This is a genomic window from Rhodococcus sp. MSC1_016, from assembly GCF_023667485.2.
Lineage (GTDB): Bacteria > Actinomycetota > Actinomycetes > Mycobacteriales > Mycobacteriaceae > Rhodococcus_F > Rhodococcus_F oxybenzonivorans.
Genome location: NZ_JAMOZI020000001.1, coordinates 4,759,274 through 4,778,111, shown reverse-complemented (window position 1 = coordinate 4,778,111; position 18,838 = coordinate 4,759,274). Strand labels below are relative to the sequence as shown.

At 64.6% G+C, this 18,838-nt stretch carries 22 protein-coding genes and 1 riboswitch; of the genes, 9 read left to right on the top strand and 13 right to left on the bottom strand.

All coding sequences use genetic code 11. The features are described from left to right. The first annotated feature begins 99 nt into the window (after positions 1–99). Entirely contained in the window at positions 100–453 is a 354-nt protein-coding gene (locus tag L1080_RS22170; RefSeq protein ID WP_109326469.1) for a histone-like nucleoid-structuring protein Lsr2, read from the top strand. A gap of 970 nt (positions 454–1,423) precedes the next feature. Beyond that, positions 1,424–3,961, top strand: coding sequence for an ATP-dependent Clp protease ATP-binding subunit (locus L1080_RS22165; protein WP_109326470.1), 2,538 nt, complete (start codon positions 1,424–1,426; stop codon positions 3,959–3,961). A 64-nt stretch (positions 3,962–4,025) separates the two neighbouring features. Here the strand turns inward: L1080_RS22165 and L1080_RS22160 are convergent, their stop codons facing one another. Next, positions 4,026–4,607 (bottom strand): TIGR03086 family metal-binding protein, encoded by a 582-nt coding sequence (locus L1080_RS22160; protein WP_250777154.1) that lies wholly within the window; start codon positions 4,605–4,607, stop codon positions 4,026–4,028. Between the two features lie 61 nt (positions 4,608–4,668). Between L1080_RS22160 and L1080_RS22155 the strand changes: the two genes are divergently transcribed. After that, positions 4,669–5,619, top strand: coding sequence for a helix-turn-helix transcriptional regulator (locus L1080_RS22155; RefSeq protein WP_250777153.1), 951 nt, complete (start codon positions 4,669–4,671; stop codon positions 5,617–5,619). 36 nt (positions 5,620–5,655) lie between these two features. Beyond that, positions 5,656–6,093, top strand: a complete 438-nt coding sequence (locus L1080_RS22150; protein ID WP_109326478.1) for an OsmC family protein — start codon at positions 5,656–5,658, stop codon at positions 6,091–6,093. A 6-nt stretch (positions 6,094–6,099) separates the two neighbouring features. Here L1080_RS22150 and L1080_RS22145 read toward each other — a convergent pair whose 3' ends face one another. From L1080_RS22145 to L1080_RS22125, 5 genes are read right to left on the bottom strand one after another with little or no spacing between them, the layout of a single operon-like run. After that, a complete protein-coding gene (locus L1080_RS22145) occupies positions 6,100–6,435 on the bottom strand; it encodes an SH3-like domain-containing protein (protein ID WP_250777152.1) in 336 nt (111 codons plus the stop codon). Then, on the bottom strand, positions 6,432–7,115 hold the full coding sequence (gene scnC, locus L1080_RS22140) for a thiocyanate hydrolase subunit gamma (RefSeq protein WP_109326480.1): 684 nt from the start codon (positions 7,113–7,115) through the stop codon (positions 6,432–6,434). Before scnC ends, L1080_RS22145 begins: the two co-directional genes overlap by 4 nt. Then, positions 7,112–7,411, bottom strand: coding sequence for an SH3-like domain-containing protein (locus tag L1080_RS22135; protein WP_109326481.1), 300 nt, complete (start codon positions 7,409–7,411; stop codon positions 7,112–7,114). Before L1080_RS22135 ends, scnC begins: the two co-directional genes overlap by 4 nt. Then, positions 7,408–7,851, bottom strand: coding sequence for an SH3-like domain-containing protein (locus tag L1080_RS22130; RefSeq protein WP_109326484.1), 444 nt, complete (start codon positions 7,849–7,851; stop codon positions 7,408–7,410). The genes L1080_RS22135 and L1080_RS22130 overlap by 4 nt, the downstream gene beginning before the upstream one ends. A gap of 24 nt (positions 7,852–7,875) precedes the next feature. Beyond that, positions 7,876–8,070, bottom strand: coding sequence for a CbtB domain-containing protein (locus L1080_RS22125; protein WP_159919034.1), 195 nt, complete (start codon positions 8,068–8,070; stop codon positions 7,876–7,878). A 243-nt stretch (positions 8,071–8,313) separates the two neighbouring features. Between L1080_RS22125 and L1080_RS22120 the strand changes: the two genes are divergently transcribed. Both L1080_RS22120 and L1080_RS22115 read left to right on the top strand, forming a co-directional pair. Further along, positions 8,314–8,982 carry a DsbA family oxidoreductase gene (locus L1080_RS22120; RefSeq protein ID WP_159919035.1) on the top strand — a complete coding sequence of 223 codons (669 nt, stop codon included), beginning with the start codon at positions 8,314–8,316 and terminating at the stop codon, positions 8,980–8,982. Between the two features lie 116 nt (positions 8,983–9,098). Further along, on the top strand, positions 9,099–10,040 hold the full coding sequence (locus L1080_RS22115; protein WP_250777151.1) for a DUF5996 family protein: 942 nt from the start codon (positions 9,099–9,101) through the stop codon (positions 10,038–10,040). A 16-nt stretch (positions 10,041–10,056) separates the two neighbouring features. Here the strand turns inward: L1080_RS22115 and L1080_RS22110 are convergent, their stop codons facing one another. From L1080_RS22110 to mhuD, 3 genes are all read right to left on the bottom strand, one after another. After that, positions 10,057–10,839, bottom strand: coding sequence for a CbtA family protein (locus L1080_RS22110; RefSeq protein WP_159919037.1), 783 nt, complete (start codon positions 10,837–10,839; stop codon positions 10,057–10,059). 44 nt (positions 10,840–10,883) lie between these two features. Next, a complete protein-coding gene (locus L1080_RS22105) occupies positions 10,884–11,078 on the bottom strand; it encodes a CbtB domain-containing protein (protein ID WP_109326489.1) in 195 nt (64 codons plus the stop codon). Between the two features lie 23 nt (positions 11,079–11,101). After that, positions 11,102–11,253, bottom strand: a riboswitch (cobalamin riboswitch). A gap of 61 nt (positions 11,254–11,314) precedes the next feature. Beyond that, positions 11,315–11,629 (bottom strand): mycobilin-forming heme oxygenase MhuD, encoded by a 315-nt coding sequence (mhuD, locus tag L1080_RS22100; protein WP_109326490.1) that lies wholly within the window; start codon positions 11,627–11,629, stop codon positions 11,315–11,317. A 33-nt stretch (positions 11,630–11,662) separates the two neighbouring features. Here mhuD and L1080_RS22095 point away from each other — a divergent pair, with 33 nt between their 5' ends. Then, positions 11,663–12,418 carry an alpha/beta fold hydrolase gene (locus tag L1080_RS22095; protein WP_159919038.1) on the top strand — a complete coding sequence of 252 codons (756 nt, stop codon included), beginning with the start codon at positions 11,663–11,665 and terminating at the stop codon, positions 12,416–12,418. 92 nt (positions 12,419–12,510) lie between these two features. On the opposite strand, the gene L1080_RS22090 is transcribed toward L1080_RS22095, so the two are convergent. Beyond that, positions 12,511–13,389, bottom strand: a complete 879-nt coding sequence (locus L1080_RS22090; protein WP_109326497.1) for an HhH-GPD family protein — start codon at positions 13,387–13,389, stop codon at positions 12,511–12,513. A gap of 99 nt (positions 13,390–13,488) precedes the next feature. Between L1080_RS22090 and L1080_RS22085 the strand changes: the two genes are divergently transcribed. Together L1080_RS22085 and L1080_RS22080 are read left to right on the top strand one after the other, a co-directional pair. Further along, the gene (locus L1080_RS22085; RefSeq protein ID WP_159919039.1) at positions 13,489–14,115 is read left to right on the top strand and encodes a carbonic anhydrase; all 627 of its coding nucleotides are present in this window, start codon (positions 13,489–13,491) and stop codon (positions 14,113–14,115) included. Positions 14,116–14,174: 59 nt separating this feature from the next. Then, the gene (locus tag L1080_RS22080; protein WP_159919040.1) at positions 14,175–14,945 is read left to right on the top strand and encodes a hypothetical protein; all 771 of its coding nucleotides are present in this window, start codon (positions 14,175–14,177) and stop codon (positions 14,943–14,945) included. Between the two features lie 5 nt (positions 14,946–14,950). Here L1080_RS22080 and L1080_RS22075 read toward each other — a convergent pair whose 3' ends face one another. The 3 genes from L1080_RS22075 to L1080_RS22065 are packed head-to-tail and all read right to left on the bottom strand — an operon-like array spanning position 14,951 to position 18,831. Continuing rightward, positions 14,951–15,898, bottom strand: coding sequence for an asparaginase (locus L1080_RS22075; RefSeq protein WP_250777150.1), 948 nt, complete (start codon positions 15,896–15,898; stop codon positions 14,951–14,953). Further along, entirely contained in the window at positions 15,899–17,389 is a 1,491-nt protein-coding gene (locus L1080_RS22070; RefSeq protein ID WP_159919042.1) for an amino acid permease, read from the bottom strand. Beyond that, entirely contained in the window at positions 17,386–18,831 is a 1,446-nt protein-coding gene (locus L1080_RS22065) for an aspartate ammonia-lyase (RefSeq protein WP_159919043.1), read from the bottom strand. Before L1080_RS22065 ends, L1080_RS22070 begins: the two co-directional genes overlap by 4 nt. Between the last annotated feature and the right edge of the window lie 7 nt (positions 18,832–18,838).

Below are 18,838 nucleotides of genomic sequence, written 5' to 3'. Positions count from 1 at the left end.
TCCGTATTCCGAGACGACGAATCAAGGGTATGGTTACCTCCGGGTAGTAGCTCGCGTTGACGATGACACGTTCGCTTCATTCGAGAGGAAATTCATCCCATGGCCAAGAAGGTTACCGTCACCCTGATCGACGACGTCGATCAAGAGGCATCTGCTGATGAGACCGTCGAGTTCGGACTCGACGGTGTCCAGTACGAGATCGACCTTTCCTCGGAGAATGCGGCTAAATTGCGCGAGCAGCTCGACGTGTGGGTTTCGCATGCCCGAAAGGTCAGTTCGCGCAAGCGTGGCAAGACCGTGGCGGCAGCCCCGGCCGCGACCAAGTCCCGCGTTTCTGTCGACCGGGAACAGAGCGCGGCGATTCGTGAATGGGCGCGTAAGAACAACAAAAAGGTTTCTGCACGCGGACGGATCTCCGCCGAAATTATCGACGCGTACAACAAAGCGAACTGAATGTCGGCTGGGAACAGAATTCGCTGAATCGGTCCCCGGGAGCCTTCTCGCCTGTTACGGTCCACGACTGATCGGATAATCGGTTAATGCGGGACCGGCCACGCCTCGTTGCGTGCGGATTCGGCAATTCTGTTCCTGGCGTTCGGGCTGTAGGCCGACAGGGGACCGACCTCGGCGTAACAGCCACTTCCAGTAGCGGAATCTTCCCTGTCCGGTGTGCTGCGCGAAGCGACAACATAGAGGCTCTCGCCCACACCGATCTGGACCGTCGTGTGCTCGCCGACCCTCCGGCCGTGGCCCGGACCCGACTTTCCCGCCCCATCGTCACCGCCGGTTTCCGGCGAGCTTTCGGATGCTTCCTCGAGGCGCCGCAGGATCTGCTCTGGCCTCAGTCGTGTCGGGGGGACTGCGTCGGCAGGGAGTGGGTGGCGAACACACAGGTCATCGACATACCCTGTCGGGACAGGCCGGACTGGCGGGCTTTCTGTTCGTGCGGCAACGCTGCGACGGAAACGACTGCATGCGGGTTGCGGACTTCGCCGGACTGTCGAAGCTTGGCAGCTGTCGTCGACCCATCCGGCAACGTCCTTGCGACGAACAACTGGACAGAAGTATCTGTTCGAGCCCAACCCCGGCGGCTACGAAACGGTGGCCTCAGCGGACGTGCGGTCCTTGTTCGCTCCCGGCGTACAGGGAAGCGAAACGATTGCCGGAGCTGGGGCGTTGAATACGATAAGCAGGCTCGCCCGCTCACCTAAAGGGGTGGAGGGGCAGCAGGTCGATCGGCAGCCAACTAGAGTATGAGATGGGGTCGTGGAACCTTCGTCGGTTCGAGGCTGAGGCGCCAGTTCAGGGCTGAGGCGTTCGAGCAGGCGGCGGCGATCTGCTTGTTGTGCCGGAGCGAAACGCGGCGAACAGGGACGAGACACCCGGTCTCGTGACTGCTCGTCGGAAAGTGTGAGGGAGAGCGATGTTCGAGAGGTTCACCGATCGCGCACGGCGCGTTGTTGTCCTGGCTCAAGAAGAAGCCAGGATGCTCAACCACAACTACATCGGTACGGAGCACATCCTGCTCGGCCTCATTCACGAGGGCGAAGGTGTCGCTGCCAAGTCGCTGGAGTCGTTGGGCATCTCCCTCGAAGGAGTGCGCAGCCAGGTCGAGGAGATCATCGGCCAGGGCCAGCAGGCCCCGTCCGGCCACATCCCCTTCACCCCGCGTGCCAAAAAGGTCCTGGAGCTCAGCCTGCGCGAGGCGCTGCAGCTCGGACACAACTACATCGGTACGGAGCACATCCTGCTCGGCCTCATCCGCGAGGGTGAAGGTGTCGCGGCGCAGGTGCTGGTCAAGCTTGGTGCCGATCTCAACCGCGTGCGCCAGCAGGTCATCCAGCTGCTGTCCGGTTACCAGGGCAAGGAGCCGGCCGAAGCGGGCGGCACTCGCGGCGAGGCGGGCACCCCGTCGACGTCGCTGGTGCTCGACCAGTTCGGTCGTAACCTCACCCAGGCAGCCCTCGAAGGCAAGCTCGACCCCGTCATCGGCCGCTCGAAGGAAATCGAGCGTGTCATGCAGGTGCTGTCGCGCCGTACCAAGAACAACCCCGTGCTGATCGGCGAGCCCGGTGTCGGTAAGACCGCCGTCGTCGAGGGTCTGGCCCAGGCCATCGTCAACGGTGAGGTCCCCGAGACGCTCAAGGACAAGCAGCTGTACACGCTCGACCTCGGGTCGCTCGTGGCCGGCAGCCGCTACCGCGGTGACTTCGAGGAGCGCCTGAAGAAGGTCCTCAAGGAGATCAACACCCGCGGCGACATCATCCTTTTCATCGACGAGCTGCACACCCTCGTGGGTGCCGGCGCGGCCGAGGGCGCCATCGACGCGGCCTCGATCCTCAAGCCCAAGCTCGCTCGCGGTGAGCTGCAGACCATCGGTGCCACCACCCTCGACGAGTACCGCAAGTACATCGAGAAGGACGCCGCACTCGAGCGCCGGTTCCAGCCGGTGCAGGTCGGCGAGCCGACGGTGGAACACACCATCGAGATCCTGAAGGGTCTTCGCGACCGCTACGAGGCGCATCACCGCGTGTCCATCACGGACGGTGCACTCGTTGCTGCCGCCACGCTGGCCGACCGCTACATCAACGACCGCTTCCTCCCCGACAAGGCGATCGACCTCATCGACGAGGCCGGAGCGCGGATGCGTATCCGCCGGATGACCGCACCGCCGGACCTGCGCGAATTCGACGACAAGATCGCCGATGCCCGCCGGGAGAAGGAATCTGCGATCGACGCGCAGGACTTCGAGAAGGCCGCGAACCTGCGGGACAAGGAGAAGACCCTCGTCGCGCAGCGCGCGGAGCGGGAGAAGCAGTGGCGTTCCGGTGACCTGGACGTCATCGCCGAGGTCGACGACGAGCAGATCGCCGAGGTTCTGGGCAACTGGACCGGCATCCCCGTGTTCAAGCTCACCGAGGAGGAGACCACGCGTCTGCTCCGCATGGAGGAGGAGCTGCACAAGCGGATCATCGGTCAGGAAGACGCGGTCAAGGCTGTCGCCAAGGCCATCCGTCGTACCCGCGCCGGCCTGAAGGATCCGAAGCGTCCGTCCGGTTCGTTCATCTTCGCGGGCCCGTCCGGTGTCGGTAAGACCGAGCTGGCCAAGTCTCTCGCCAACTTCCTGTTCGGCGAGGACGACGCTCTCATCCAGATCGACATGGGTGAGTTCCACGACCGCTTCACCGCGTCGCGGCTGTTCGGTGCCCCTCCCGGCTACGTCGGCTACGAAGAGGGCGGCCAGCTCACCGAGAAGGTGCGCCGCAAGCCGTTCAGCGTGGTGCTGTTCGACGAGATCGAGAAGGCACACCAGGAGATCTACAACACCCTCCTGCAGGTGCTCGAAGACGGCCGTCTCACCGACGGCCAGGGCCGGACCGTGGACTTCAAGAACACGGTGCTCATCTTCACCTCGAACCTCGGAACCTCGGACATCTCCAAGGCTGTGGGCCTCGGATTCACATCGGGCAAGGGCGACGAGTCGAACTACGAGCGGATGAAGCTCAAGGTCAACGACGAGCTGAAGAAGCACTTCCGGCCCGAGTTCCTCAACCGCATCGACGACATCGTCGTCTTCCATCAGCTCACCACCGAGCAGATCGTCAAGATGGTGGACCTGATGGTGGCACGCGTCGAGGTGGCGCTGAAGAACAAGGATATGACCATGGCGGTCACCGACAAGGCCAAGTCGCTTCTGGCCAAGCGTGGCTTCGATCCGGTCCTGGGTGCACGGCCGCTGCGCCGCACCATCCAGCGCGAGATCGAGGACCAGCTGTCGGAGAAGATCCTCTTCGGCGAGGTCGGCCCCGGTCAGATCGTGTACGTCGACGTCGAGAACTGGGACGGCGAGGGTGCGGGCGAGGACGCGAAGTTCACGTTCCGCGGCGAGACCAAGCCGGTCACGGTGCCCGATGAGGTTCCGATCGACCTGGCCAAGTCGGGCGCGTCCGACTCGGAGTAGGTAACTATCACACGAACGGGCCGCCGGTGGATTTCCACCGGCGGCCCGTTCGTCGTATGCGAGGTCAGAAGCTCTTGCGTCCGGACCAGTTGGCCAGGCGCTCGGTCGGGCCCGCGGCAGGCTGGGGATCGACCACTTCGGCAAATGGAACATGTCCACCGCGGACTTCGGCCGGAATCGCCTGGCGGGCGACGGCGAGCGCCGCTTCGGCGAGCGCGGGCCCAGTTTCGGAGTGCTGACCGGTGGCGACAGCGACGTCCCAGCCGTGCACCAGTGTCTCGTTGATGTATCCCCACACGGCCGCACGGCCGGGCACCGTCCCCCACGGCGCTCGAACGTCGGCGTCCAACCGGTCGTCGCCCCAGGCCGGCCACATCCGTTCGATCGCGGACCGATAGGCGGCTGCGTAGTCCCCGTCGGAGAAGTCGGTGACGACGAGGGGGATCGTGCTCGGATCCCCGCCTTCGCCGATGACCCGGGCACGTTCCACGGTGGCCACCAGATGGCCGAGAAGGGTGCGGACGTCGAAGTCGGCGCACGGGGTGGACGCCGCCAGCTGGTCTTCGCGGACCTGGTCGATGAGGCCGGCAGTCCAGGCGAGTGCCTCGCGGTAGAGGGGACGGGGATCGGTGGTCTGTGTCGTCATGCGGCAACTATCGCCGCGAAACACGACATCTCCTGTCATGTATTTCTGCGAGACTTTTCCCATGCGTGCCGACCGTCTGCTGTCGCTGGTGCTGTTGCTCCGAAACCGTGGTCGGATGTCCGCGTCGGCGCTCGCCCGCGAGCTCGAGGTATCACCGCGTACCGTGCTGCGTGACATCGACGCTCTGTCGACGGCGGGGATACCGGTGTATGCCGAGCGTGGCCGGGACGGCGGCTTCGAACTGCTCCCCGGATTCACGACGGACCTCACCGGGCTGACCGTCGACGAGGCGAAAGCTCTGCTGGCGGCCGGTTCCGCCGCCACCTCGCAGTCACTGGGCATGGCTCCGGCCTTTGCGTCGGCGATGCGCAAGGTGGTGGCGGCGATGCCCGACGCACACCGCGCAGCGGCAACCAAGGTCGCCGAACGGATTTTCGTCACTCAGGGAACCTGGCTGTCGGACCCGGACCAAGCCGTGGAACATCTCGGCCTGATCCAGCAGGCCGTGTTCGTCGGACGTCGCCTGAGCATTCTGTACGCGTCGAGAGGCGCGGCGGCGGTCCGGCGAATTGTCGACCCGCTGGGACTCATTTATGCGTCCGGACGGTGGTACCTCGTCGCCATGGATGCCGGCAGGGAGAGGATGTACCGACTCGAGCGCATCGAGGAGGCAGTGGAACTGGAGGAACCTGCGCACCGGCCGGCCGACATCGACCTCGCCGCCATCTGGCAGCGTCGCCGCGCAGCGTTCCGGGCGAGAACGGAACCGGTTGTCGCGGACGTACTCGTGCGTGTGGCCCGCCGGGACGATCTCGCGGAACGGGTGTTCGGTGTGCGCTCCCAGTCCGTGTTCGACCGTAGTCGGGTTCGCGTCGAGGTGGTGTTCGGCGACCGCGCCCATGCCCACGGTGTGCTCTGGGCGATGGGGGACGATGTCGAGGTCCTGGAACCTCCGGATTTGCGGACAGAACTGCGGTCCAGAGCGATGCGCATGCTCGCACGGTACGAGTAGGTTCGAGGAGAACTGACGTCACACGAGAGGATCGGCATGCCGACACGTACCGCACGCACCGCCTGGAACGGAACGCTCGAACAGGGAGGGGGGCAAGTCGAACTCACCAGCTCGGGAGTTGCCACGTTCGACGTGTCGTTCCCCAAGCGAGCGGCCGACAACGCGGACGGAACCACCAGCCCCGAAGAGTTGATCGCCGCAGCGCACTCGTCCTGCTTCGCGATGCAGTTGTCCGCGCTGATCGCGGAGGCAGGCGGAACTCCGCAGAGTCTCGAGGTGAAAGCCGATGTGTCCCTGGGCCCGGACACTCCGGGTTTCAAGCTGACCGGCATCCTTCTCACCGTGCGAGGTGAAGTGGAGGGCCTGGACGCCGACGGGTTCGCCAAAGCCGCACAGGCGGCCAAGGAGTCGTGTCCTGTCAGCAAGGCGTTGACCGGTGTCGAGATCACGCTCGACGCGGCCCTCGAGTCCTGAGCCGCGTCACTGCCGGTTGAATCGGGTGCGGATCTCTTCCATCTTGGCCTGCAGCTCCTCTTGACTGATCACGCCCCTGTCCATCAGCGCATGGGCAGTCGCGATGACGGAGCGGCTGCGGACCGGGAAGTCGCGGTAGACGGTCTCGCCCAGCTCGTCCTCGGTGTGGCGCCTCTCGAGGTTGTCGAAGGCGCCACGCCAGGACAGGCATTCAGCCGTGGCCTGCATTCTCGATTCCCAGGGGTCGGGTTTACGGTCGAGGTCGGGAAGCGTGGCATCGTCACGGGTCGCGGACGGTGTCAACGTGTTCAGGAGTATCTCGTAACCTTTGTCGGTCATCACTGTGGTCCTCCGACCGAGGGTGGCGTGGTCGCCGTCCAGTCCACCTGAGGTACTGCGACACCGATCATGGTGTCGCGGGTAACGATCGATGCGAGTTGCTCTTCACTCCAATCCTCGGTTCCGGACGGCCGCATCGGCATCACCATGAACCGGGATTTCTGATTCGAGTCGTGGACGCGCACTTCTACATCGGGCGGAAAGTGCAAGCCGAACTCTGCTATGACTTCCCGGGGCCAGCGGACCATCCGGCGCCGGTAGTTGGGCGTGCGGTACCAATCGGGTGACATGCCCAGGACTGGCCGCGGGTAGCAGGAACACAGCGTGCAGACGATGACGTTGTGCACCTTCGGCGTGTTTTCCAGCACGTAGAAGTAGGTGTAGTCGCTCGGTGTCCCGGACCCGGTGGGATCGCGCCAGTCGATCCCGACTTCCTTGCACGTCTCGGTTCCGTCGGCCAACAGCCGCTTCTTGAATTCGGGGTCGACCCATGCTTTGGCGACGAGCTTCGACCCTCCGGAGGGCCCGACGGATTCGGCCCACTCCGAGAATCTGCGATGGTCCTCGTGGGAGAACAGGCCGTGCTCGATGGACAGTTCGCGGATCGCCGTTTCGAGGATCTCGAATTCGCTGATCTCTTCCGACGCTTGGATCGGGGTGTGGTCGTCGTGCGAATGCGTCATGTCTCAGCCTCCCCTGCAAGCTCGAGCCAGCGCTCGGAGCATTCGGTTTCCAAAGTGTCGACGTCGAAGCCGGTGTAGCGAGGCCACAGGTCGGTCTGCTTGAACCGCACTACATAGAACGGTTCCGTTCGTCCGTCGTCCACCCTTCCCCACGCCTCGTCTTCGGGTATCACCCATTCCGGGCGATATTCGACGATCACGCCGGTGTGCCCGCGGATGAACGCTTGAGTTCTGGTGTGGAACATCGACGTCGCGTCCCGGACGGTGACCCGATCGCCGATCCGGAACTTACTCATGACGGACTCCCACCTGCTCGTTGGTCACTCGACCGCCGGCGAACCTCGTCGATCTTCGCGGAAAGTTCGTCAGGGGTGATGAGGCCTTTGTTGATCAGTGTCTTGGCCGCCACCGTGATCCACCGGGCGTAGTACGGCAGACCGAAATAGAGTGTTGCACCCAGATCGTTCTCGGCACGACGGCGCTCTTCCGAATTCCACACACCCCGCCATCCGAGGCATTCACAAGTGACGTAAGTGCGCATCTCCCAGTCTTCTTCCACCTTCTCCTCGTACGGAACGGGAAGAGCGGGCTGGCCGCCGACATCGTGTAGGACATGCCGCAACGCGTCGAAGGCAGCGTTGGAAAGGTAATAGGGCGAATCCATTTCGGCGTGGTGGACTGGGGTGAATTCGGCGACGCGATTGGCCTGTGCTTCGAATTCCGCTCTAGGGTTCATCTCCGGCTCCGGTCCTGGATGGAACTAGTGGCAGGGAAGTCCCAGTAGGTGGCGTCCGTCGTGCATCAGTTCGTGCAGGTACATGCCACTTCGAGAGATCACGCCCTGGTCGAACCCGACCAGGTAGAGCATGAGGAGGGAAAGAAGGACGACTCCGACGGTTATCGACACGACTCCGAGAGTTTCGACAGTCCTGCCCGGCGAAGCGACGTACACCATGATTTCCCCTGGATGAGTGCGGGTTCGAGAACTACGTCCACTGCCGATCTTCCGGGCATTGCGGCGAGCGCCCCTCGATCAGCGGCACGACCGTTTCGACGTTACTCCCGGTACCGAAGACCGACTACTGTCCCGGCGGGCCGAATCCCGGGTGCGCAAATGCGGCGCGGCGGACCAAGACAAACCCAACTTCTGAGGTCGACGTCACGGAACAGAAAGCGGCTTCGCACTGTTTTCTGAACTGTGACGACACAACTCGACGACTCCGCTCGTACCATCGAGATCGAAATCTGGTCGGACGTGGCGTGCCCGTGGTGTTACATCGGCAGGCACCGCTTCCTCGATGCCCTCTCGGACTTCGAGGGGAGTGAGCGGGTGCGGGTGACGTGGCGGGCGTATCAGCTGTCGCCGGAAACACCGGCAGGGGAACGTCGCAGCGAGCTCGACGCCCTCGTGCAGAGCAAAGGTCTGCCCGCAGAACAGGTGCGTCAGATGTTCGAACATGTGTCGCGTACTGCCGCAGAGGAAGAGCTCAGGCTCGACTTCGACACCGTGATCGCCGCAAACACGTTCGACGCGCACCGCCTGATTCACCTCGCGGGCGACTCGCGCGACGCGGTGGTGGAGGCGCTGTTCCGCGCGCACTTCCGTGAGGGCGCGGTGATCGACGATCGGGCCGTTCTCGTCGACATCGCATCGAGTACCGGTCTCGACCCTGAAGTCGTGCGGAAGCAGCTGGACTCCGACGTCGGTTCGGATGCCGTACGCGCCGACCTCGACACTGCACGACAGTTGCAGGTATCGGCGGTGCCGTTCTTCGTCGCAGACCGCCGAATTGCGGTGTCGGGTGCTCAACCGAAGGACGTGTTCCTTCAGCTGCTGACACAGGCGAGCGCAACGCCGGTGGACTGACGAGGCCAGTGTCCGCGCCAGTGGGGTCCACCCCTACCCGGGCGTCGGTGCGACGCGCTTGCCATCGCCATGGCCGAAGAGCACATTGAAATGCACGTCATCGGCTGGGAGGCACTGTGCGCGAGCAGACACGATCCAGAGACACATGGCCCGCGTTGAAAGTGGACGACTGGACCTCGACACGGGACACCCTGCACATGTGGACGCAGATAGTCGGGAAGATCCGCTTGGCCCACGCACCGTTGATCAATCACTGGTGGCAGGTCCCGCTGTACGTGAGCCCCCGCGGTCTCACGACGTCGACAGTCCCGTACGGCACCGAATGTTTCGATATCGAATTCGACTTCGCCGACCATCGACTGGTGATCCGCACGAGTACGGGCGGCAGCGGGACGGTTGCCCTCGAACCGAAGTCGGTGGCCGATTTCTACACAGAGACGATGGACACGCTGGCCGAACTGGGTGTGGCGACGACCATTCGGGCCCGGCCCAACGAGGTGAACCCAGCCGTTCCGTTCGCGGAGGACACCCAGCACTGCTCGTACGACAGTGAGTCGGTGTACCGGTTCTGGCGTCAGCTCGTGCAGGCGGATCGGGTGCTGCACGAATTCCGTTCGCATTTCATCGGGAAGGTCAGTCCCGTGCACTTTTTTTGGGGTGCGCTCGACCTGGCCTGTACCCGGTTCTCCGGGAAAACCGCGCCGACTCACCCTGGGGGAGCGCCGAACTGCGGAGACTGGGTGATGGTCGAGGGCTACTCGCACGAGCTGAGCAGCTGCGGTTTCTGGCCCGGTGGTGGCGCCGAAGGCGCGTTCTATGCGTACGCCTACCCGGAGCCGGATGGCTTTGCCGACTACCCGGTCGGGCCCGACGGAGCCCTCTACAGCGGAGAGTTCCGGCAGTTCTTGCTGCCGTATGAGGCCGTGCGAACTGCAGACGATCCAGATCTGGCACTGCTGACGTTCCTGCACAGCACCTACGACGCGGCTGCCGAACTGGGTGGCTGGGACCGGGCCGCCCTGGAGGCGGACCCGGCCCGATGGAACAAATTCCGTTGACGCCCTGAGAGGCGGGTCAGCCGGCGTTCGCCGACGCGGGCGCCTGCGCCCGGCTGGCACGCTCGGTGAGGAAGGCGAACACGAGACCCAAAGCGAGCCACAGGGTGGCCTGGGTGGCGAGGGATGCGAGGCGGAAATCCCACAGCAGGCCGGCAGGGAAGTCGTCGCCCACCTCGTCGACGGTAGGCAGAATCAAATATCCGACCGTGACCACGACCAGGAAAGCGGCCACCGGGGCCGCGATGCGCGTCGACAGGAATTCCTGAGCAGCTACCGCCTTCGCGGCGAATACCGAGGCGACCACGGCGAACAGTCCCAGTACCACCACGGCGAGCCACAGCCAGGTGCGACTGGTGACGGTCTCGGGATCGCCGACGGCCGGCGGATTGGCCGGGTACTTGAAGAACGGAACGGCTTCGATCGCCAGCCATCCGAGTGACGCGAGCACCATACCGAGCACCGGACCCGAAAGAGTGGTCACCCTGCGCGCGTAGTGCGCGACGACGGCAAATATCGCCCCGAGCGCCAGTCCGGCGAGTGACGTCGCGAGGAACAGACCGAACCGCTGTCCGTTGCGACTGACCAGGGCTTCTTCCTCGTCGTGCGAGTGGCCTGCCGGTGCACTCGACTCCGCCCCGCCGTGCGAGTGGTCGGCGCTACCCGCTTCCTCGATCGCGATGGCGGCGTCGATGTGCGATTCGCCGAGGACGAATGCCACGCCGCCGGCGAGGATTCCGGCAATCAAGCCTGCAAGCAGACCGCGAATCAGTAACTTCCCGAAGGACTCGCTCAGTGTCATGTTCGCGGATGACCCGCTCAGTGGCATGTTCGCGGACGACTCGCTCAGTGGCACGGAAGGCCCAGCAGGTGGCGCCCGTCATGCATCAGTTCGTGCATGTACATGCCACTGCGCGAAATCGCGCCCTGGTCGAATCCCACGAGGTAGAGAGCAAGCATCGCGAAAAGTACGATCGCGAACGAAATGACGGCGAGCCGGGTCGAATCGACCGATGCGCCGGGTGCGTAGACGAGTGCCATGGTTCCTCCTGGGATGTCGCGTCCCCTAGGTTCGTGCGATGGCCGCAGTATCTGGCTGTCGAGGTGGTTCCCGCATCTTGCCGTGGCCTAGCTGAGGGACTACTCCGATTTACAGTGGCGCGACCGCTCCGGTTTTGCACCGGATTCCTGCCGAACCATCGCTTTGTCTTGCGAACTTTCGCACCCGGCGGGCCGCCGTGTCAATGTTCGCCTCGAGGTTTGTGTCGAGCAGGTCCTCAGCGGTCGGCCGCGGCCGAGACGTCGAGAACCACTTCGAACTCGAGCAGAGACGCGCCGGACGCCACCGGCTTCTGCCGCTCACCAGCGTGCGCTTCCCGTGCAGGGCCGTCGCGCCACGCCTCGAACGCCTCTTCGCTCTCCCACTGGGTGACGACGAAGTAGCGGTTCTCGCCCTTGACCGGGCGCAGAAGCTGGAACCCGAGAAAGCCCGGGGAATTCTCGACGGCATGCGCGCGTCCTGCGAAGCGCTTCTCCAGTTCGGGGCCCGCACCCTCGGGAACTTCGATTGCATTGATCTTCACCACTGCCATGCTTGGGGAGGGTACTCCGCTAGCGTCGCAGTCGTGGTGGGTGAGAGTGCGTTGCACGACGAGGGCGGCACCGGACGACCGATTCTGCTGCTGCACGGGTTGATGGGCAGTGCGCGGACGTGGCGCAGGCAGGTTCCGTGGCTGCGCGAACACGGCCACGTCTACACGTTCGACGCTGCAGGCCACGGCCGTCCCACTCCGCCCGTGCTGTCGACGGAATCATTCGTCGAAGACCTGGCGGCGGCATTGCGTCCGGTCGCCGAGCCGCTGGTCGTCATCGGGCATTCGATGGGCGCCTTGCACGCGTGGTGCCTGGCCGCCGAGTTCCCGGAGAAGGTCGCCGCTCTCGTTCTCGAAGACATGGCGCCTGATTTTCGTGGCCGTACCGCCGACGACTGGGCGGCGATGATCTCGAACTGGCCGCAACCGTTCGAGACGCGAGAGGCGCTCGTCGAGTACTTCGGACCTGTCGCGGGTCAGTACTTCCTCGACTCGTTCGAGCAGCGTGAAGACGGCTGGTACCTGCACGGCGAGGTCGAAACGTTTCGCGACATCTCCGCCGAGTGGGGCGACCGGCACTTCTGGGCTCAGTGGGCCTCGATCACGGTGCCGGCGCTGCTGATCGAGGGCGAGTACACCATCACCCCCGAGGGGCAGATGCGGAAGATGGCAGAGCGGCATCACCGTGCCGAGTACGTCCGCATCGAGCAGGCCGGGCACCTCGTCCACGACGATCAGCCCGAGCAGTACCGGAAAGTGGTCGAGGAATTCCTGCACGGACTGACCTGAGCGCACGGTTGCGCAGAGGTTGGTCAGCTGCGGACGCAATCGTGAAGGTTTCCAGCAATTTCCTCAGCTTCTGTGCCCGGTCGCGTGGGCTGCTAGCTTCCCTCACCCGCGAGGGCGAAGAGGCCGTCGTCGGTCTGCTCCACCAGTCCGTCGAGCAGTAACGAGTGCAGAGCACGATCACGCTGACCGGGGTCGTCGAGCCACACCTGGTCGAGGCGAACCCGCTCGACCGGACGCGAACTGTCACGCAACACCGCCATGAGCTTGCCGCGAACCTGACGGTCCGTGCCTGCAAACTTCTGCACCTTCCTGCGTTCGCCGGTGTGCGCTGGTCGCCCGGCGTCCATCCAGGCGCAACTCGGCAGCGGACACCGCGAGCATTCGGGGGAGCGTGCGGTGCAGATCGTCGCACCGAGTTCCATGAGTGCCGCCGAGAACGTGGCGGCGCGGGCGCGGGTCCGGGGCAGCAGCGCGGACACGTCCGCCAGGTCGCGCACCGTCGACGGGTTGCCGGGCTCCGCGTTGCCGTGCACAGCGCGCGCCACCACCCGTCGAACATTGGTGTCGACGACGGGGACACGCTGCCCGTAGGCGAAGCACGCCACTGCGCGAGCGGTGTACGCGCCTATCCCGGGAAGCCCGAGGAGCGTGTCGACGTCGCTCGGGACCACGTCACCGTGCTGGGTGGCCAGCACTTCGGAACACTGGTGCAGTCGCAGCGCTCGCCGCGGATAACCGAGCTTTCCCCACGCGCGCAGGACGTCGGCCTGGCTCGACGCCGCCATCAGGGACGGGACGGGCCAGCGCTGTACCCATTGCTCCCAGATGGGAGCAACGCGGACGACGGGTGTCTGCTGCAGCATGATCTCGCTCATCAGAATGTGCCAGGCGGTCACACCCTCGCGACGCCACGGCAAATCCCTGGCCTCGGCGTCGTACCACCTGATCAGCGCAGACGAGTCCACGGTCACTTCTTCTCACAAGTCCCTTCGCCGCAGTGCCAACCGGATTTTCCGTCGACGTAATGCTCCCGCAGAGCCGGTGCAACAGGAGGGGTGCACAATATGCTCATGCCTAACTCCAACCCGGTTTCTGCATGGAAGTCCCTACGCCAGGGTAACGAGCGGTTCGTCAACGGCACCTCGCTCCATCCCAGTCAGGGCGTCGCCGATCGTGCGAAGCTCGTCGACGGCCAGCACCCCACGGCCGTTCTGTTCGGTTGCGGAGACTCCCGCGTCGCCGCCGAGATCATCTTCGACCAGGGGCTCGGCGACATGTTCGTCGTCCGCACCGCAGGTCACGTCCTCGACGACGCGGTTCTCGGGTCGATCGAGTACGCCGTCGGGGTGCTCAACGTGCCGCTCATCGTCGTGCTCGGTCACGACAGCTGTGGCGCCGTCAAGGCGACGCTCGACGCCCTCGACGACGGCAACATCCCCCCCGGATTCATCCGCAGCATCGTCGAACGTGTGGCGCCGTCGATCCTGAAGGGACGCCGCGAGGGCCTCAGTACCGTCGACGAACTCGAAGGTCGCCATGTGGTGGAGACCGGTGCGCTGCTCATGCAGCGGTCGCGCATCATCGCGGAGAAGGTGGAGAGCGGCGCGTGCGCCATCGCCGGTGTCACGTACAAGCTGTCCGACGGCCGCACCCACCTGCAGGGCGCCGTCGGAGACATCGGTGAGCTCACGGACTGACCGCGACACGCCGCACCCGCTGAGCCGTACCCGCACGCTGCCGAACTACCGTTGACGTCGTGCTGGAACCGAATGGACCGTTGCCCCCCGAGATTTACTGGCGCCGCAGGGCGCTGGCGATCGGCGGCGCCATCGTCGTGCTGCTCTTGGTGGTCTGGTTGATCAGTTCCCTCCGCGGTGGGGACGATTCCGGGACCGACCCCGCGGCGGCCAGCTCGTCGTTGACCACGCCGGTGTCGATTTCACCGACTGCGTCGGGTTCGCCGTCGAGTGGTGGTTCCGGCGGCTCGGGTGGGGGCGGCGGAGCTGCCGCGGCCGGCGATGAAGGCTCCGGCACGGCAAGTGCCTCGGGCTCCTCGACCAGTGGAGCATCGAGGAGTGCCGGGTCGACGAGTGCAGCTGCCAGCGGTCAGGCCGTTGCAGCCGGCCAGTGCCCGGACCAATCCCTGGCCATCAAGGTCGCTGCCGACAAGCCGACCTACCTTCCGGGGGAAGAGCCGAGTTTCACGACGGTCATCACCAACATCGGCACCACGCCGTGCCAGCGCGACCTCGGTAGCAGCCTGCAGCAGGTGCTGGTGTACACGATCGACGGCAGCGTCCGGCTGTGGTCCAACATCGACTGCTTCCCGCAGTCCGCGGCCGACCTGCGCACCCTCGCCCCCGGCGAGCAGGCTCAGTTCACGGTGAAGTGGTCTGCCAAGACGTCCGCACCGGATTGCCTCACCCAGCCGGAACCGCAGCGCGACCCGGTGGGTCCCGGCGCATACACCGTGGTGGGGCAGCTGGGACAGCTGCGCAGTGCGCCGGAACCGTTCAACCTGAGCTGACCGGGCTACAGCTCGATCCGGGATCGGCGATCGAATTCCTTCTCCAGGCCGGTCAGGTCAGGGTCGGCGAGCAGTGCCGCGAGAAGAATGCGGGCCTGTCCGGCTCTGAGGTCGGTCGAGAAGAGGGCCCCGGCCGCGACGAGATCGGAGCCGCCTCCACCTCCGCCGTAAGTGGGGGAGATCGACCCGTACGGAACGCGGGTGGATACGGCGACCGGCACACCCGCCGCGACGCATTCGCGTACCGCCTCGACGATTCCGGGGTTCGCATTGCCGGATCCGAGCGCATCGAGAACCACGCCGTGCGCGCCGGCGCTGCGACACGCGTCGAACTGCACACGATCCGTCCCAGGGTAGATCGCGACGACGTCGACACGGACGCCGGAGATCGGACGCCAGGGCAGTGGCTCGGGCCGGTGTCGGTGCATCGGGGTGCGGACGGACCGGAACGCATCGAGCGCGGTCGTGTCTGCCTTGCGGACCCCCGGAACCGGATGAAGCTTTCCGCCGAAGGAAATCAACACTCCCCGCCCACGCATGGCCGAATCGGTAGCCGCCGACAATGCGGCCGTGAGATTGGCCTGCGCGTCCGATTCGGGATGATCGAAGGTCCGTTGTGCCCCGGTGAAGACGACCGGCCGGGGATCGGCGTGATGCAGATCCACCAGAAACGCGGTTTCCTCCATGGTGTCGGTTCCGTGGAGAACGACCACCCCGGCGACAGTGGGGTCGCGGAGTTCCGCTGCGATTGCCTCGCATACCCGATCCATGTCGGCGAAGGTCATGCACGAGCTGTCCTTCGACAGCACATCGGTGACGCGGACCTCGGTGGCCGCCCGCTCGGCTCCGGTCGCGAGCAGATCCGGGCCGGTGACGACGGGACGGCTCACACCGTCCTCGTCGCGTCGGCTCGCGATGGTGCCCCCGGTGGTGACGACGGCGACTGTAGGCACTTACTGTCCTCCCTGCGAGGCGGTCGGGTAGTCATCGATGGACATGCTGCCATCTCGTGCGGCGGCCAGGTCGCGGATGCGGTTTCTGCAGGCGTACCAGCCGATCACCAGGAGCGGGGCGATGATGGCGATCGATCCGACGGTCCACGTTCCGACGGGGTGGTCGAAGGCCATCAGCACGACTACCCCGACGAGGAACGCCAACGTCAGAAGGCCGGTGTAGGGGGCGCCGAACATCCGGAAGCTCGGCCGGACGAGACGCCCCTCCTTCGCGAACTTCCAGAGTTTCAACTGGCACAACACGATCACGGCCCAGGCGCTGATGATCCCGAGGGCGGCCAGGTTGAGGACGATCTCGAACGCCTGAGTGGGAACGATCGCATTGAGTCCGACACCGAGGAGAATGACGAATCCCGTGAGAGCGATGCCGCCGTAGGGGACGCCCGCCTTGTTCATCCTCGCCGCGAACGCGGGCGCAGACCCCGCCATGGCCATCGAGTGCAGTATTCGTCCGGTCGAATACAGTCCGGCATTGAGTGAGGACAGTGCGGCGGTGAGTACGACGAGATTCATGATCGCGTCTGCGCCTTCGACGTTGATCGTTCCGAAGAAGGTGACGAACGGGCTTTCGCCGGCGTGATATTCCATGTAGGGGAGGAGTAGCGCCAACAACATGACGGATCCGACGTAGAAGACGAGAATCCGGAGGATCACCGTGTTGATCGCCTTGGGGATCACCTTCTCCGGATTCTTGGTTTCCCCGGCCGTGGTGCCGACCAATTCGATGGATGCGTAGGCGAATACGACGCCCTGAATCACCACGATCGCGGGCAGGATGCCATTGGGGAACCACCCGCCGTTGTCGGAGATCATGCTGAAGCCGGAGGTGTGGCCATCGATGGGGGTACCGAACAAGACGAAGTAGACCCCGAAACAGAGGAAGGCGGCCAGCGCCACGACTTTGATGAGCGCGAACCAGAATTCCAATTCACCGAACACGCGTACCGACACCATGTTCAGTGTCAAAACGAGCGCTACTGCCGCCAAGGCGAATACCCATTGGTCGACGTCCCCCAGTGGCGCCCAGTATTTCTTGAAGAAGTTCATGTAGAGCGCTACTGCGGTGACGTCGACGACCGCGGTCATCGCCCAGTTCAGCCAGTAGAGCCAGCCGGCGGCGAACGCCATTTTCTCGCCGAAGAATTCGCGCGAGTACGAGACGAACGAACCCGACGTGGGACGGTGCATCACCAGCTCGCCCAGTGCCCGCAGAATCAGGAAGGCGAAGAATCCGCAGAGGGCGTAGACGAGAACAAGGGCGGGTCCTGCTTGATGAAGGCGTCCACCGGCGCCCATGAACAGACCGGTACCGATCGCACCACCGATGGCGATCATCTGAATCTGCCGAGGGCCGAGTGCCTTTCGGTACCCCAGATCTTCCTCGACGAAGATGTCGTGTGTCTGACTCGGGCCGTCTTTTTCGATCGTCATGACACCACTCCAGCGGTCGTCGGAACGGGAGCCTGAGTTGCCGTACCAGCCCTCAGGTTGGCGAGGTGCTCCGGACTGAGTAGTCGATCGAGTTCGTCTCGGTCGAGTAGTCCGGCCTCGATCACGAGGTCGGCGACCCTACGGCCGGACACCAGCGCTTCCTGCGCGATACGGGTCGACGCGGTATAGCCGATGTACGGATTGAGCGCGGTGACGAGTCCGATCGAGTCTTCGACCCGGGCACGCAGAAGTTCGGTGTTGGCGGTGATCCCGAGAACGCACTTGTCGGCCAGGATGCGGCAGGCGGCGGCCAGATGCCGCATTCCGTCCGACAGCGAATGCACGATGATCGGTTCGAAGGCGTTGAGTTGCAGCTGGCCGGATTCGGCGGCCATCGTGATGGTGACGTCATGACCGATGACCTCGTAGGCCACCTGGTTGAGCACTTCCGGAATCACGGGATTGACCTTGCCGGGCATGATCGAAGATCCCGCCTGCACCGGCGGCAGATTGATTTCGTTGAGTCCCGCCCGCGGCCCGGAGGACAGGAGACGGAGGTCGTTGCAGACCTTCGACAACTTCACCGCGATCCTCTTCAGGACGCCGGACAGGTGCACGAACTGGCCCACATCCTGGGTGGCCTCCACCAGGTCGGTGGCGAGTACGAGGGGAAGTCCGGTGAGTTCGCGCAGCTTGTCGCACGCGGCCTCGGCGTACCCGGCGGGGGCGTTGAGACCGGTCCCGATTGCGGTGGCTCCGAGATTGATCTCGTGGACCAGTAGCGCTGCTTCCCCGAGTCGTGCGCGGTCCTCGTCGATCATCACCGAGTAGGTGGCGAATTCCTGTCCGAGCGTCATCGGGACCGCATCCTGAAGTTGGGTGCGGCCCATCTTCACCGTGCCGGCGAACTCGACGGCCTTCGAAGCGAACGCCTCCTGCAGCACCCGCAGGGCGTCGAGCAGATCCTCGATCGTCAGAATCGTGGCGATGTTGACTGCCGTGGGATAGACGTCGTTGGTCGATTGGCTGAGGTTGACGTGCTCGTTGGGGTGCAGGTGCTGGTACTCGCCGCGATCGTAACCGAGAATTTCGAGCGCCCGGTTGGCAATGACCTCGTTGGCGTTCATGTTGGTCGACGTCCCGGCGCCACCCTGGATCACATCGACGACGAACTGCTCGTGCCAGCGGCCCTCGACAATTTCGCGGCAGGCCTGGCCGATCGCCTCGGCGCGGCGGTGGTCGAGAATGCCCAGCTTCTCGTTGGCGCTCGATGCCGCCCATTTGACGAAGGCGAGTCCGCGAATCAACGAGGGGTTCGTCGAGATCGGCCGACCGGTGATCGGGAAGTTCTCCACCGCACGGAGCGTGTGAATACCCCAGTACGACTCTGCGGGCACCTGGCGGTCCCCGAGTAGGTCGTGTTCTGTTCTCGTTTCGAGCACTTGACTT

Bases quoted from the DNA above. Each gene is read 5' to 3' on its own strand.
- L1080_RS22170 (WP_109326469.1), top strand. From the start codon at position 100: ATGGCCAAGAAGGTTACCGTCACCCTGATCGACGACGTCGATCAAGAG.
- L1080_RS22165 (WP_109326470.1), top strand. From the start codon at position 1,424: ATGTTCGAGAGGTTCACCGATCGCGCACGGCGCGTTGTTGTCCTGGCT.
- L1080_RS22160 (WP_250777154.1), bottom strand. From the start codon at position 4,607: ATGACGACACAGACCACCGATCCCCGTCCCCTCTACCGCGAGGCACTC.
- L1080_RS22155 (WP_250777153.1), top strand. From the start codon at position 4,669: ATGCGTGCCGACCGTCTGCTGTCGCTGGTGCTGTTGCTCCGAAACCGT.
- L1080_RS22150 (WP_109326478.1), top strand. From the start codon at position 5,656: ATGCCGACACGTACCGCACGCACCGCCTGGAACGGAACGCTCGAACAG.
- scnC (WP_109326480.1), bottom strand. From the start codon at position 7,115: ATGACGCATTCGCACGACGACCACACCCCGATCCAAGCGTCGGAAGAG.
- L1080_RS22135 (WP_109326481.1), bottom strand. From the start codon at position 7,411: ATGAGTAAGTTCCGGATCGGCGATCGGGTCACCGTCCGGGACGCGACG.
- L1080_RS22130 (WP_109326484.1), bottom strand. From the start codon at position 7,851: ATGAACCCTAGAGCGGAATTCGAAGCACAGGCCAATCGCGTCGCCGAA.
- L1080_RS22125 (WP_159919034.1), bottom strand. From the start codon at position 8,070: ATGGTGTACGTCGCTTCGCCGGGCAGGACTGTCGAAACTCTCGGAGTC.
- L1080_RS22110 (WP_159919037.1), bottom strand. From the start codon at position 10,839: ATGACACTGAGCGAGTCCTTCGGGAAGTTACTGATTCGCGGTCTGCTT.
- L1080_RS22105 (WP_109326489.1), bottom strand. From the start codon at position 11,078: ATGGCACTCGTCTACGCACCCGGCGCATCGGTCGATTCGACCCGGCTC.
- mhuD (WP_109326490.1), bottom strand. From the start codon at position 11,629: ATGGCAGTGGTGAAGATCAATGCAATCGAAGTTCCCGAGGGTGCGGGC.
- L1080_RS22085 (WP_159919039.1), top strand. From the start codon at position 13,489: ATGCCTAACTCCAACCCGGTTTCTGCATGGAAGTCCCTACGCCAGGGT.
- L1080_RS22070 (WP_159919042.1), bottom strand. From the start codon at position 17,389: ATGACGATCGAAAAAGACGGCCCGAGTCAGACACACGACATCTTCGTC.